Annotated in this window: 11 protein-coding genes; 4 read left to right on the top strand and 7 right to left on the bottom strand. The window is 71.4% G+C overall.

Annotated elements, in window-relative coordinates:
* The first annotated feature begins 42 nt into the window (after positions 1 to 42).
* Together RH94_RS08905 and RH94_RS08900 are read left to right on the top strand one after the other, a co-directional pair.
* Positions 43 to 759: an NUDIX hydrolase gene (locus RH94_RS08905; protein WP_073947084.1), complete on the top strand. Its 717-nt coding sequence runs from the start codon at positions 43 to 45 to the stop codon at positions 757 to 759.
* A gap of 73 nt (positions 760 to 832) precedes the next feature.
* Positions 833 to 2,032: a MarP family serine protease gene (locus tag RH94_RS08900; protein WP_073947083.1), complete on the top strand. Its 1,200-nt coding sequence runs from the start codon at positions 833 to 835 to the stop codon at positions 2,030 to 2,032.
* Positions 2,033 to 2,053: 21 nt separating this feature from the next.
* Here RH94_RS08900 and RH94_RS42810 read toward each other — a convergent pair whose 3' ends face one another.
* The 6 genes from RH94_RS42810 to RH94_RS08870 form a co-directional block, all read right to left on the bottom strand.
* The gene (locus RH94_RS42810; protein WP_073947082.1) at positions 2,054 to 2,233 is read right to left on the bottom strand and encodes a hypothetical protein; all 180 of its coding nucleotides are present in this window, start codon (positions 2,231 to 2,233) and stop codon (positions 2,054 to 2,056) included.
* 127 nt (positions 2,234 to 2,360) lie between these two features.
* Entirely contained in the window at positions 2,361 to 3,311 is a 951-nt protein-coding gene (locus RH94_RS08890) for an alpha/beta fold hydrolase (protein WP_073947081.1), read from the bottom strand.
* Entirely contained in the window at positions 3,308 to 3,802 is a 495-nt protein-coding gene (locus tag RH94_RS08885) for a phage holin family protein (protein ID WP_073947080.1), read from the bottom strand. The genes RH94_RS08890 and RH94_RS08885 overlap by 4 nt, the downstream gene beginning before the upstream one ends.
* A 127-nt stretch (positions 3,803 to 3,929) precedes the next feature.
* Complete coding sequence (nhaA, locus tag RH94_RS08880; protein ID WP_073947079.1) at positions 3,930 to 5,369, bottom strand: Na+/H+ antiporter NhaA; 1,440 nt, start codon at positions 5,367 to 5,369, stop codon at positions 3,930 to 3,932.
* Positions 5,370 to 5,678: 309 nt separating this feature from the next.
* Positions 5,679 to 7,643: an acetate--CoA ligase gene (acs, locus tag RH94_RS08875; protein ID WP_073947078.1), complete on the bottom strand. Its 1,965-nt coding sequence runs from the start codon at positions 7,641 to 7,643 to the stop codon at positions 5,679 to 5,681.
* 148 nt (positions 7,644 to 7,791) lie between these two features.
* On the bottom strand, positions 7,792 to 10,203 hold the full coding sequence (locus RH94_RS08870; RefSeq protein WP_073947077.1) for a SulP family inorganic anion transporter: 2,412 nt from the start codon (positions 10,201 to 10,203) through the stop codon (positions 7,792 to 7,794).
* Positions 10,204 to 10,497: 294 nt separating this feature from the next.
* Here RH94_RS08870 and RH94_RS08865 point away from each other — a divergent pair, with 294 nt between their 5' ends.
* The gene (locus RH94_RS08865) at positions 10,498 to 11,760 is read left to right on the top strand and encodes a polysaccharide deacetylase family protein (protein WP_073947076.1); all 1,263 of its coding nucleotides are present in this window, start codon (positions 10,498 to 10,500) and stop codon (positions 11,758 to 11,760) included.
* Positions 11,761 to 11,817: 57 nt separating this feature from the next.
* On the opposite strand, the gene RH94_RS08860 is transcribed toward RH94_RS08865, so the two are convergent.
* Positions 11,818 to 12,798, bottom strand: a complete 981-nt coding sequence (locus RH94_RS08860; RefSeq protein ID WP_073947075.1) for an ATP-binding protein — start codon at positions 12,796 to 12,798, stop codon at positions 11,818 to 11,820.
* A gap of 100 nt (positions 12,799 to 12,898) precedes the next feature.
* Between RH94_RS08860 and RH94_RS08855 the strand changes: the two genes are divergently transcribed.
* Positions 12,899 to 13,762 carry a Fic family protein gene (locus RH94_RS08855; protein ID WP_073947074.1) on the top strand — a complete coding sequence of 288 codons (864 nt, stop codon included), beginning with the start codon at positions 12,899 to 12,901 and terminating at the stop codon, positions 13,760 to 13,762.
* The last annotated feature ends 417 nt before the right edge of the window (positions 13,763 to 14,179 follow it).

Genomic DNA, 14,179 nt, shown 5'->3' with positions numbered 1-14,179 from the left:
AGCGACGGACGACGGCGGCGGACGACGGCGACGGGGGTGGCGATGACGCGGGGGAGTGAGACGGCGAGCGGCATGCGGGGCGTGCGGGGCGGCTCCGCGGCGCTCAGCGCGGAGGGGCTGCCGGGCTGGCTGCAGCCGGTCGTACGGGTCGCCGAGACGGTCCAGCCCGTCCAGCTGAGCCGCTTCCTGCCGCCGGAGAACGGCGCGGGGCGCCAGTCCGCCGTCCTGATCCTCTTCGGGCAGGGCGAGCACGGGCCCGAGCTGCTGCTCATGGAGCGTGCGAGCTCCCTGCGCTCGCACGCCGGCCAGCCCTCCTTCCCCGGCGGGGCCCTCGACCCGGAGGACGGCGACCCGCAGGGCGAGGGTCCGCTGCGGGCCGCGCTGCGCGAGGCCGAGGAGGAGACCGGGCTCGATCCGGGCGGCGTCCAGCTGTTCGGTGCGCTGCCCCGGCTGTACATCCCGGTCAGCGGATTCGTCGTCACCCCCGTGCTCGGCTGGTGGCGCGAGCCCAGTCCGGTCGGCGTCGTCGACCCGGCGGAGACCGCCCGCGTCTTCACCGTCCCCGTGGCGGATCTCACGAACCCGGACAACCGGGCCACGGCCGTCCACCCCAGCGGCCACCGGGGTCCGGCATTCCTGGTCGAATCCGCCCTGGTGTGGGGGTTCACCGCCGGAGTCATCGACCGCCTGCTCCACTACGCCGGCTGGGAGCGGCCCTGGGACCGCGCCAGGCAGGTCCCGCTCGACTGGCGATCATGACAGGGTGGGCACCGCAGCCGGGCCCCCGGCCGGCCTGTGGCGATCGGAACATGATGAGGCGAGGCTCGACGCGGTGAACGTGCTGGACATCCTGCTGCTGATCGCCGCCGCGTGGTTCGCGGTCGTGGGCTTCCGCCAGGGATTCGTCGTCGGTGTCCTGTCGGTGATCGGCTTCCTGGGCGGCGGCCTGGTCGCCGTGTACGCGCTGCCGGTCATCTGGGACGCCCTGACGGACAACACACCCGTCAGCACCGCCGCGGCGGCCGTCGCGGTCATCGTCGTGATCGTCTGCGCCTCGGTCGGCCAGGCCCTGACCACGCACCTCGGCAGCAAGCTGAGGGTCTACATCACCTGGTCCCCGGCCCGCGCCCTGGACGCCACCGGCGGCGTCCTGGTCAACGTCGCCGCCCTGCTCTTCGTCGCCTGGCTGATCGGCTCGCTCCTGGGCGCCACGACGATACCGACCATCGGCAAGGAGGTCCGCACCTCCAAGGTGCTCATCGGGATCTCCGACGTGCTGCCCGACGAGGCCGACAACTGGTTCGCGCACTTCACCTCGACCCTCGCGCAGAACGGCTTCCCCCAGGTCTTCAGCCCGTTCACCGACGAACCCATCACCGACGTGCGGCCTCCGGACCCGGCCCTGGCCGACAGCGCCGTCGCCCTTCGCGCCAAGCAGTCCGTCGTCAAGGTCATGGGCACCGCGCGCAGCTGCGGGAAGGTCCTGGAGGGCACCGGCTTCGTCTTCGGGGAACGCCGTGTCATGACCAACGCGCACGTCGTCGGCGGCGTCGACGAGCCCACCGTCCAGATAGGCGGCGAGGGCAGGAAGTACGACGCCACCGTCGTCCTGTACGACTGGCGCCGCGACATCGCCGTGCTCGACGTGCCGGATCTCAAGGCACCCGCCCTGAAGTTCACGGACACGGACGCGCGCAGCGGCGACAGCGCCATCGTCGCCGGCTTCCCGGAGAACGGGCCGTACGACGTCCGTGCCGCGCGGGTGCGCGGGCGCATCGCGGCCAACGGCCCGGACATCTACCACCGCGGCACCATCCGCCGTGACGTCTACTCGCTGTACGCGACCGTCCGTCAGGGCAACTCCGGCGGACCGCTGCTCACGCCCGACGGCAAGGTGTACGGCGTGGTGTTCGCCAAGTCGCTCGACGACGCCGACACCGGTTACGCGCTCACGGTGGACGAGATCCGGCAGGACATCGCCCGGGGGCGTGCCGCGAACCAGCAGGTGGGCAGCGACAACTGCGCGCTGTAGGCCGGATGGACCCGTGACGGGTCAGCCGCGTGGGTGACGCAGGCGCATCGACACCCAGCGGGCGCGGCGGCGCAGGATGCGTGGAATGCCCACCCGGGGGTCCGTGCTCGCCAGTTGCGGGACGTCCCGATGCTGGGAGCCCGGACCGCTCGCCGAACGGCGGGTGCGTGCTACGTCACTGTAGTCGTGCGTCCAGCCCATACCCGGTCCTCTGCCCCCACCCCAAGGTCGATAACCGCCCCAGGGGGCTCCAATTGGCCTATGCGCCGGGCACATGGCCGTTCGTAGGGCAGGTGTTCCCGTTCGGATACCGGGCGCGGTGGCCGGGTCACCGATCGGGCTCGGGGTCTTTCAGCCAGTTGACGAGTTCGGCCGAGAAGGCCGCCGGGTCCTCCTCGTGCGGGAAGTGCCCGAGACCGTCGAACAGGCGCCAGCGGTACGGCGCCTCGACGTACTCGCCCGAGCCGGCCGCGCTGCGGGTGCGCTGGACCGGGTCGAGGGAGCCGTGCAGATGCAGCGTCGGGACGCGTACGGGCCGCTTCATACGGCGGTAGAACTGGATGCCGTCGGGGCGGGCCAGGGAGCGCACCAGCCAGCGGTACGGCTCGATCGAGCAGTGCGCGGTGGAGGGGATGCACATGGCGCGGCGGTAGGTCTCCACCGCCTCGTCGTCGGGCAGCCGCGGCCCCGACCAGTCCCGTACCAGACGGGCCACCAGGGCGCCGTTGTCGGCGGTGAGCTGCCGTTCGGGGATCCAGGGCCGCTGGAACCCCCAGATGTACGAACTCGCCGCCGTCTGCCGGACGTCCGCGAGCATCGCCGAGCGCCAGCGCCGCGGGTGCGGCATCGAGACGACCGCGAGCCGCCGCACGAGCTTGGGGCGCATCGCGGCGGCCGTCCACGCCAGATAGCCGCCGAGGTCGTGGCCGACCAGCGCGGCGTCCGGCTCGCCGAGCGAGCGGATCACGCCGGTGACGTCGAGGGCGAGGTTGGCCGGGTCGTAGCCGCGGGGCGTACGGTCGCTGCCGCCCACGCCCCGCAGGTCCATCGCCACGGCGCGGAAGCCCGCGTCGGCGAGGGCGGTCAGCTGGTGGCGCCAGGTCCACCAGAACTGCGGGAAGCCGTGCAGCAGCAGGACCAGCGGTCCCTCGCCGAGTTCCGCGATGTGGAAGCGTGCGCCGTTGGCGGCGACGTCCCGGTGGGTCACCTTTCTGCCGCCGGGCACGTCGAGCCGTACGACCGACGTCGATTGCGCCGAAGGGGGAGCGGGCTCCGTCATGAGGACGAGCGTGCCACAGCCTCGATGGCCGCGGGGGAGCGGTCCTCGAGGGCGGGCGGCGCGGGACGCGGGTGCGGCTTGGCCTTCTGCAGCACGCCGGCCGTCTCCTTCATGGAGGCGGCGACCTTCTGCGGGCCCTTGCTCTTCTTGGCCTTCTTCGCGAACACCCAGCCGATCAGCCCCAGTACGGCGGCGACCAGGACGTTGGCCGCGAAGGACAGCAGGAAGCAGACCGCGAGGTTCCAGCCGCTCCAGGTCCGAATGCCGTAGGCCAGCGCGAAGTTGAGCATCGGTAGGGAGAACAGCAGGATCGCGCCTGCCAGGGCGAACACGGTGCCGCTGGTCGCCCCGCGCTTGGCGTCCTGCCTCAGCTGGGCCTTGGCCAGCGCGATCTCGTCGTGCACCAGCGCCGACAATTCGGTGGTCGCCGAGGCGAACAGCTGGCCGATGCTGCGTTCGGCGCCGACCGGGCTGCCGTCGGGTGCGCTCATCGCGGTCTCCCTCTCCTGCCTGTCCGAGAACTCTGCCGTGCGTCCGTCCGGCCGCTGTCCGGCTTCGACTGCTGCCTGACTTCTGCCCGACTGGGAACGGTCCTGTCTTTTGTACCGTCCCGTCAGATCATGCCGGACTGTCGTTCTCCTCGCCTGCCCCGCCCGGTACTTCGGCAAGCCGTCCGGTCCGTTCGGCCTCCTTGAGTCCGGCGAGCCGGCGGTGCTCGGCGGCCTTGCGCTCCAGGATCTCGGCCATGCGCAGGTGGTACGCCGGGTCGTCCTGCTCGTAGACGTCCGGGATGCCGTCAAGGTCCTCGTCCCGCTCCTCGGCCTCGTACAGCCGGCGGTACCGGGCGTTGCGCATCTTCAGCAGGACGGTCGCCAGGATCGTCGCGATGAGGGAGCCGGTGAGGACGGCGGCCTTGACCTCGTCGGTGAGCGCGGCGTCGCCGTCGAAGGCCAGTTCGCCGATCAGCAGGGACACGGTGAAGCCGATCCCGGCGAGCGTGGCCACCGCGAACACGTCGGCCCAGGCCAGGTCCTCGCTGAGCGAGGCCTTCGTGAAGCGGGCGGTGAGCCAGGTCCCGCCGAAGATGCCGAGCATCTTGCCGACGACGAGTCCGAGGACGACACCGAGGGTCTCGGGCTGGGTGAACACGTCCGCCAGCGCCCCGCCCGAGACGGAGACGCCCGCGCTGAACAGGGCGAACAGCGGCACCGCCAGCCCCGCCGACAGGGGCCGTACGAGGTGCTCGATGCGCTCGCCGGGGGAGGTCTCCTCGCCCTCGCGGGGGGTGCAGCGCAGCATCAGGCCCATCGCGACGCCCGCGATGGTGGCGTGCACGCCGCTGTTGTACATCAGCGCCCAGATCACCAGGGCGAGCGGGACGTACACGTACCAGCCGCGCACGCCCTTGCGCAGCAGCAGCCAGAAGACGGCCAGGCCGGCCACCGCCCCGGCGAGGGCGGCGAAGTTCAGGTGGCTGGTGAAGAAGACGGCGATGATCAGGATCGCGAACAGGTCGTCCACGACGGCGAGCGTCAGCAGGAAGGCGCGCAGGGCGCTGGGCAGGGACGTCCCGATGACCGCGAGTACGGCGAGCGCGAAGGCGATGTCGGTCGCGGTCGGCACCGCCCAGCCGCCGAGCGCACCGCCCCCCGTCAGGTTGGTCACCACGTAGACGACCGCGGGCACCGCCATGCCGCACAGCGCGGCGATCACCGGCAGGGCCGCGGCTCTGGGGTCCTTCAGGTCACCGGCGACCAGTTCGCGCTTGAGTTCGACCCCGGCGACGAAGAAGAAGATCGCGAGCAGTCCGTCGGCGGCCCAGTGCGCCACGGAGAGGTTCAGGCCGAGGGAGGCGGGGCCGAGGTGGAAGTGACTGAGGCTCTCGTAGCCGGCGCGCAGCGCGGGGATGTTCGCCCAGAGGAGGGCGGCGACCGCGGCGAGGAGCAGCAGCATGCCGCCGACGGTCTCGGTGCGCAGGGCGTCCGCGACGAAGTTCCGCTCGGGCAGGGACAGACGTCCCAGGAACTTGCGTGCGGACTTGGTGCGGGGCGCGGTCACGGAAACCTCCGGTCGGTGGGCAGGACGGAACACATGCCGACCAGACTTCCCGGCGCACCTGAGGAGCTTTTCAGTTGTGTTGCTTTCCTTAGCTTACCTAAGGTGCGGCGGGAACTCACCCAAGGTGCGACGGGTGGGCGCGGCGTCTTCCCGGAGGGTGCGCGGAGGGGCACCCGGCGCGTGTGCCGCCGAGTGCCCCTCGTGGCCGTAATCAGTCCTCGCCCGGACCGCCCGGACCGCCCGTACCGTGCGCGGTTTCCGCTCGGTTCCTGCTCGGTCCTCGCTCGGTCCCTGCTCGGTCGTCCGTGCTCAGTCCTCGCTCGACGTCACGGGGAGCTTGGCCTGGATGAGGTCCATGACGGTGGAGTCGGTCAGCGTCGTGACGTCTCCGAGCTGCCGGTTCTCCGCCACGTCACGCAGCAGCCGCCGCATGATCTTCCCGGAGCGGGTCTTCGGCAGCTCCGCCACCGGAAGGATCCGCTTGGGCTTGGCGATCGGGCCGAGCGTCGAACCCACGTGGTTGCGCAACTCGCCGACCAGGGCCTCGGTCTCCGTGACCGTGCCGCGCAGGATCACGAAGGCGACGATCGCCTGTCCGGTCGTCTCGTCCGTCGCGCCGACCACGGCCGCCTCGGCGACCGACGGGTGGGAGACGAGGGCGGACTCGACCTCGGTGGTGGAGATGTTGTGCCCGGAGACGAGCATCACGTCGTCGACGCGGCCGAGCAGCCAGATGTCGCCGTCGTCGTCCTTCTTGGCCCCGTCGCCGGCGAAGTACCGGCCCTCGAAGCGCGACCAGTAGGTGTCGATGAACCGCTGGTCGTCGCCCCAGATGGTGCGCAGCATCGACGGCCACGGCTCGGTGAGCACCAGGTAGCCACCGCCGCCGTCGGGCACCTCGTTCGCCTCGTCGTCCACCACGGTGGCCGAGATGCCGGGGAGCGGCCGCTGGGCCGATCCGGGCTTGGCCTCGGTCACGCCCGGCAGCGGGGAGATCATGATCGAGCCGGTCTCCGTCTGCCACCACGTGTCCACCACCGGGGTGCGGTCGCCGCCGATGTTCTTGCGGTACCAGATCCAGGCCTCGGGGTTGATCGGCTCGCCGACCGAGCCGAGGACACGCAGGGAGGACAGGTCGAACTTCGCGGGGATCTCGTCGCCCCACTTCATGAACGTACGGATCGCGGTCGGCGCCGTGTAGAGGATCGTCACGCCGTACTTCTGCACGATCTCCCAGAAGCGGCCCTGGTGCGGGGTGTCGGGCGTGCCCTCGTACATCACCTGCGTCGCGCCGTTGGCCAGCGGCCCGTACACGATGTACGAGTGGCCGGTGACCCAGCCGACGTCGGCGGTGCACCAGAAGACGTCGGCCTCCGGCTTGAGGTCGAAGACGGCCCAGTGCGTGTACGCCACCTGCGTGAGGTAGCCGCCGGAGGTGTGCAGGATGCCCTTGGGCTTCCCGGTCGTCCCCGAGGTGTAGAGGATGAACAGCGGGTGCTCCGCCTCGAAGGCCTCCGGGGTGTGCTCGGCCGGCTGCCGCCCGACGAGCTCGTGCCACCACAGGTCCCGGCCCTCGGTCCAGGCGACCTCCTGGCCGGTGCGGCGGACCACGACCACGTGGTCGACGTTGTCCACACGGCCGATCGCCTCGTCCACGGCCGGCTTGAGCGCGGAGGGCTTGCCGCGCCGGTACCCGCCGTCGGCCGTGATCACGACCCTGGCGTCGGCGTCCTTGATGCGGGTGGCGAGCGCGTCCGAGGAGAAACCGCCGAAGACCACGGAGTGCGTGGCGCCGATCCTGGCGCAGGCCAGCATGGCGACCGCCGTCTCCGGGATCATCGGCATGTAGATGGCCACCCGGTCGCCCTTTCGGACGCCCAGTTCGAGCAGCGCGTTCGCGGCCCTGGAGACCTCGTCCTTGAGCTCGGCGTAGGTGATGGCGCGGCTGTCACCGGGCTCGCCCTCGAAATGAATCGCGACGCGGTCGCCGTGGCCCGCCTCGACATGCCGGTCCACGCAGTTGTACGCCACGTTGAGCGTGCCGTCCTTGAACCACTTGGCGAACGGCGGGTTCGACCAGTCGAGCGTCTCGGTCGGCTCCTCGGCCCAGGTCAGCCGGCGGGCCTGCTCGGCCCAGAAACCGAGCTGGTCGGCCTTGGCCCGTTCATACGCCTCCGCCGTGACGTTGGCGTTCGCGGCCAGGTCGGCGGGCGGCGCGAAACGTCGCTCCTCCTTCAGGAGGTTGGAGAGTGAAGAACGCTCGTTGTCTGCCATCGCATACCGTCCCAATTGGTTTAAACCATTCCGGGCCCGATTCTCCGAACACCGGGGGCACCGGTCAACCCTTCCCCCATCCTGGCACCCGCTCACTCACGGGTCACGGACGACGGACCTCGGGGGTTCATTCCCCCCGAAAGGCACGTCATCCCGGGTGTCCGCCCCGCGATCGGGCGCCGGACAGGCCTGCCGCCTGTGGGTCCTCCGCCGTTCCCACCCGGGTGAACACCTCCTCCCCGTCCGTCTCCGTCAGCAGGTACGCCTGGGCCTCGCCCACGTGGAAGTACATCCCGTGCAGCTCCAGCCTCCCCTCCCGCAGGGCGCGGGCCACCGCGTCGTGGGCGCGCAGGTGGTCCAACTGCTGGACGACGTTGGCCAGGCACAGCCGCTCGAGCGCGTCGTCGGGCGGCCGTCCGTCCAGCCGGGGCCCCCGGCGGCTGTCGTCGGCCGGCCGCTCCAGACTGGGCAGCCCGTGCCGCAGCCACCGCTCGAGCGGCGTACGGGTGTGCCCGGAGCCGGAGCCGGAGCCGGAGCCGGAGCTGGGGCCGGAGCTGGAACTGGGGCCGGAGGCGAGCAGCGCCTGCATCGCCCCGCACCCCGAGTGGCCGCACACGGTGAGGGAGCGCACCCCGAGCCCGTCCACCGCGTACTCGACCGCGGCGGCCACCGAGTCGTCGCCGTCACGGCCCGGCGGCGGCACGAGGTTGCCCATGTTCCGCACGACGAAGAGGTCGCCGGGGCCGCTGGAAGTGATCATCGACGTGACCAGCCGCGAGTCGGCGCAGGTGAGGAAGAGCTGGGACGGCCGCTGTCCCTCCCGCGCCAGCCGCGCCAGTTCCGCCCGCACGTGCGGTGCGGTGGTGTGCTGGAACGCGCGGAGGCCGTGTACCAGTCGCCGGCCGCGTTCGTCGGGTGCCGGTGCCGTCCACGGACCGCCCTTGCACTGGTGGTTGCGCCAGGGCGTCCAGGGCCGGCACCGGCATCGGGTGCCGTCCGGACCGGCCGGCTCGGCGGTGCGGACCCCCGCACGCGGGCCCGTGAGCTCGGCCGAGCCGCCCTGCGCGGAGTGCGTCCGCCGCCAGTCCCGCAGTGACTCGTACGCCGCGTGGTCCATGAACGAGCCGTCCAGCCGGACGACCGCGTCGGCCCCTCGGGGGACAAGGTGCAGGACACGAGTGAGCCGCGGCACCGCGAGGAACGTCAACTGCCCTCGTACGTGTACGTGGTGGACTCCTTTCCGCTCTTCGTGCGTGATGCGGGTGCGGGCGAGGCGGTGCAGGGCGACGGCGACGGCCACGGCGAATCCGAGGGCCACGCCCCGCAGGACGCCGAGGGCCGCCACGCCGAGGGCGGTGACGGCGTAGACCAGCACCTCTCGATGGCGGGTCACCGTGCGGATGTGATGCGGGGACACCATCTGGATGCCGACGGCCATCACCAGGGCGGCGAGCGAGGCGAGCGGGACGAGCTCCAGGGCCGGGACCATCAGCAGTGCGGCGATCACTACGAGAACGCCGTGCAGCATCGTGGAGTTCCGGCTCACGGCACCCGCGCGCACATTTGCCGAACTGCGCACGGCCACGCCGGCGACCGGCAGCCCGCCGAGCGCCCCGGAGACGACGTTGGCGGCGCCCTGACCGAGCAGTTCCCGGTCCAGGTCCGAGCGGCCGGCGGGGGCGGCCGGTCCGGCGCGGTCCGCCACCAGCTTGTCCACGGCGACCGCGCCGAGCAGTGACTGCACGCTGCACACCAGCGTGGTGCCGAGCACGGCGGCGACGAGGCCGAGCACCGGTCCCTCGGGCAGCCCGGCGAGGGCGTGGCTGCGCCAGGACGGCAGGTCGACCCTGGGCAGCACCAGCCCGGCGACGGAGGCGACGGCGGTGGCCCCGGCGACGGCGACGAGCGCGGGCGGCACTTTGCGCAGCAGGCCGCCGGGCCGTCCGGGCAGGCGCGGCCAGGACAGCAGCAGCGCCAGGGTCAGCGCGCCCACGGCGAGCGCCGCCGGGTCGAGGCCGGCCAACTGGTCGGGCAGGGCACGGAGGTTGTCGAGCACGGAGCTCTGCGGGCTGCCGCCGAGGACGATGCGCAGCTGGGCGACGGCGATGGTCACACCGATCCCGGCGAGCATGCCGTGCACGACGGCGGGGCTGACGGCGAGCGCGCCACGGGCCACGCGCAGGCAGCCCAGGCCGAGTTGGGCGAGACCGGCGAGAACGGTGATGGCGCAGGTCGTACGCCATCCGTAGTGGTGGATCAGGTCGGCGGTGACCACCGTGAGTCCGGCGGCGGGGCCGCTGACCTGCAGCGGACAGCCGCCGAGCCGGCCGGCGACGAGTCCGCCCACGGCTGCGGCCACGAGGCCGGCCCGCAGCGGGGCGCCGGTGGCCAGGGCGATGCCGAGGGACAGGGGCAGGGCGATCAGGAAGACCGCGACGGACGCCGTCAGGTCGGCGCCCGCGAGACGAGGGCGAGGTGGGTGCGGCGGTGGGCTGTGGGGCGGGTGGAAGCGCTCGGTACGGGGGGAGTTCACGGTGTGGGCGGGGGCGCGGGCCGGCATGTTTTCCGTCTCCTCGGGGTGGTGCGGTCGCGGAACCGTCGACCGGCTCAATGGGGACCGGCTGATTCAACATTGGGTAAAGCGATCGTAATGCCAAGTAAAAGGTGTTTGTTGATTTCCAGTGCAAATGGGGGGTCGAGTCACCTTGACGAGTGAAGTGAGCTTTTCATCGGCTTGTCGTATTAATTCCTCCTCCGGCCTATGCGACCTTGGCGGCGCCGTCGGCACGCCCGGCGCATCACCAGCACACGCCGTCTCGGCGTTGGACGAGAGAAGGAAGAAGGTGGGCGGAACATGGCCGCCACCCAGAGGATCGCCGCGGGCCTCGCCGTCGCCGCGGCCTGTGCCTCGTCGCTCGCCGGTTGTGCGAGCGGCCCCGAGGCGCCCGGACAGGGCACGCACGGTGCTCCGCGCAAGGGCGCGCCGGCGCCCGGGAGTGCCGTCCGTCTGATCGGTGACGGGTCCACCGCGTACACCGGGGCCCAGCCGTACCTGCCGCGGCCGGAGCGGCTCAAAGCCGGTGAGAAGCCCCCGCAGTTCGTCGTGTTCTCCTGGGACGGGGCGGGCGAGGACAGTCAGAAGCTGTTCTCGCACTTCCGCAAGGTCGCCAAGGAGAACCACGCGGCCATGACGTACTTCCTCAGCGGCGTCTACCTGCTGCCGAAGGAGAAGCGCGGCCTGTACCAGCCCCCACAGCACGCCCCCGGCAGTTCCGAGATCGGCTTCAACGACGAGAAGGGCATCGCCGACACGGTCAAGCAGGCCCGTCTGGCGTGGCTGGAGGGCAACGAGATCGGCACGCACTTCAACGGCCACTTCTGCGGCCCGGACGGCGGGGTCGGCCAGTGGTCGGTCGAGGAGTGGAAGAGCGAGATCGCCCAGGCCAAGCAGTTCGTGAAGACCTGGAAGTCCAACACCGGCATGAAGGACGCGGCCCCGCTGCCCTTCGACTACGACAAGGAGCTCGTCGGCGCCCGCACCCCCTGCCTGGAGGGCCAGGAGAACTTCGTGAAGGCGGCGAGCCGGCTGGGCTTCCGCTATGACAGCAGCGGTGTCAACAACCAGGTGTGGCCCAAGAAGCGCGAGGGCCTGTGGGACCTGTCGATGCAGCTGGTGCCCTTCCCCGGGCGCACCTTCGAGCAGCTGGCCATGGACTACAACTTCATGGTCAACCAGTCCGGCACGCAGACCCAGGGCGACCCCGGCAAGTTCGACCACTGGGGCGCCCAGATGCGCGACGGCCTGCTCCAGGGCTTCTCCCGGGCCTACGACGGCAACCGCGCCCCACTGATCATCGGCAACCACTTCGAGTCCTGGAACGGCGGCACCTACATGCGCGCCGTCGAGCAGGTCGTGAAGGAGGTGTGCAACAAGCCCGAGGTGCGCTGCGTCTCTTTCCGTCAGCTGGCCGACTGGCTGGACGCCCAGGACCCGCGGACCCTCGCGAAACTGCGCACGCTGGAAGTGGGCGAGGCACCCAAGCAGGGCTGGGCGTCCTTCCTCTCGGCCCGCCCGGCCCCGGCCCCCAAAGGCGTACCCGGGGCGCCCAGGCCGTAGCGGCGCCCAGGCCGTGGCCGCGCCCAGGCCGTGGCGGCGCTCAGGCCGTGGCCGCGCTCACGCCGGGGCGGTGACGCCCTCGCCGAGGACGAAGCCGGGGTCGACCTGGGCCGCCAGGTCGGCCCCGGTCCGCTCGTTCCCCCACGAAGCGGCGTTCTTCAGGTGGAAGTGCACCATCTGCCGGGTGTAGTGGTCCCAGTCGCGCAGCTCGTACGTGGCGTCGGCGGCGACCTGGAGCAGACGCAGGGCGTGGCGGTTGGCGTCCTCCAGGAGCTCGAACCGGGGTGGCCGGCCCTTCTCCATGGCACGCACCCAGTCCGAGTGCCCGACGGTCACGAGCAGGTCGTCCCCGACCTCGGCGCGCAGGAAGTCGAGGTCGTCCTGTCCCTGCACCTTGTTGCCCACGACCCTCAGCACGACGCCGAAGTCGCGGGCGTACTCCTTGTACTGGCGGTAGACGGAGACCCCCTTCCGGGTCGGCTCGGCGACGAGGAACGTGATGTCGAAACGGGTGAACATCCCGGAGGCGAAGGAGTCCGAGCCCGCCGTCATGTCGACCACCGCGTACTCGTCGCGGCCGTCCACCAGGTGGTTCAGGAACAGCTCCACCGCTCCGGTCTTGGAGTGGTAGCAGGCGACCCCCAGGTCGGCGTCCGTGAAGGGGCCGGTGACCATCAAACGCACGGCGCCGCCGTCGAGTTCCACCGGGCGGGCGCAGGCGTCGTACAGCGGGTTGTCCTCGCCCAGGCGCAGCAGGCGCGAGCCCTCGCCCGGCGGGGTCGTCTTGATCATCGTCTCGGCGGAGGCGATGCGCGGGTTGCTGCCGCGCAGATAGTCCTTGATCAGTGGAAGCCGGTCGCCCATCGCCGGCAGCGCGGCGGCCTGCGCCTCCTCCAGTCCGAGCGCGGCCCCCAGATGCTGGTTGATGTCGGCGTCGATCGCGACGACGGGCACGCCCGAGGCCGCGAGATGGCGGATGAACAGGGAGGACAGGGTGGTCTTGCCGCTGCCGCCCTTCCCGACGAAAGCAATTTTCATGTTCACGAAGCGTAGTACGGCAATAGCTGTATGTGACAGTTTGCGTGAGGAAGACCACTCCTTCGGGGAGTGTGCCGCTCGGGTGCGTAGGGTCGTACTCATGAGTACGACAGGCGCGACCGCCGATCCTCCCCCAAGCTCTCGAGCGGGCTCGGGCAGGGAGGACCCCCTCGCGGCCCTGGGCGCGCTGCCCGGTGTGGCCGAGTCCGTGGAGTCCGTGCGCAAGGCCGTGGACCGGGTCTACGGACACCGGATCATGCGGCGCCGGAGCAACGAGATCACCTCCGAGGCGGCGCTGCGCGGTGCGCGCGGCTCCGCGGCGCTGTCCGGCGCGGACTGGGCCCTGGAGGAGGTGCGCCGACGCACCGACTTCAGCGGCGACGACGAGGCCCGGGTGGTGGGCGCCGCCCTTCGCCTGACCGCCGAGGCCGGTCAACTGCTGTCCGTCTGGAGGCAGTCGCCCCTGCGCGTTCTGGCCCGGCTGCACCTAGTGGCCGCCGCGAGCCGGGAGGACGCCGTCGGGCGGCCCCGCCAGGAGGGCGAGGGCGTCGACGAGCCGCTGGTCGAGTCGGCACCGCCGAGCGCGACCGAGGTCTCCGGGCGCCTGGAGGGCCTGTCGGAACTGATCATCGCGGGCAGTTCCGCGCCCGCCCTGGTGACGGCGGCCGTGGTGCACGGCGAGCTGCTGGCGCTGCGCCCCTTCGTCTCCCACAACGGGCTGGTGGCGCGGGCGGCCGAGCGCATCGTCCTGGTCGGCAGCGGCCTCGACCCCAAGTCGGTCTGCCCGGCCGAGGTCGGCCACGCCGAACTGGGCCGCGCGGCCTACCTGGCCGCCTTCGACGGCTACGTGTCCGGCACCCCTGAGGGCATGGCGGCCTGGATCGCCCACTGCGCCGGGGCGGTCGAACTGGGCGCGCGCGAGTCGACGGCGGTGTGCGAGGCGCTGCAGCGCGGGGCGGCCTGACGGCGGGCCCGGACACAGGGTTGCGGCGGTACGAGGACTCGTACCGCCGCTGGCATGAGCACCGAGTTACCAAGCGTCCTCGATATGTCGCCCATCAGGTCGGGAACTTCGCCCGTCACCTGGTGCGGCTGGCCCGTAATCGACGGGTCGACGTCGCGTGGGTGCCCGGTGTTCATGCTCGGTCCGTGGGCCAAACTGCGTCTTAAAGGTGATCCTTTCGGATGTCCTTTGGTCTCGCGGGCCTTGAGTCCTTTCTACTGCAAGCAGGGAGCAAGCGGAACCCCTGGCCACGCTTCTTTACTTTTAGGACCAAACGGGATCTGTGCGGCCCGAACGGGCGCGGTGCCGTCGCGCGGGATTTCCCGGTGGCGAGACAACGGGCGCGCCGGCTCAGGCCACCGCACCCCGGCGCCGGCT

Source organism: Streptomyces kebangsaanensis (assembly GCF_001906585.1).
GTDB lineage: Bacteria > Actinomycetota > Actinomycetes > Streptomycetales > Streptomycetaceae > Streptomyces > Streptomyces kebangsaanensis.
Note: the sequence above shows the minus strand (reverse complement) of the source record. Positions and strands in the feature narration are given on the sequence as shown.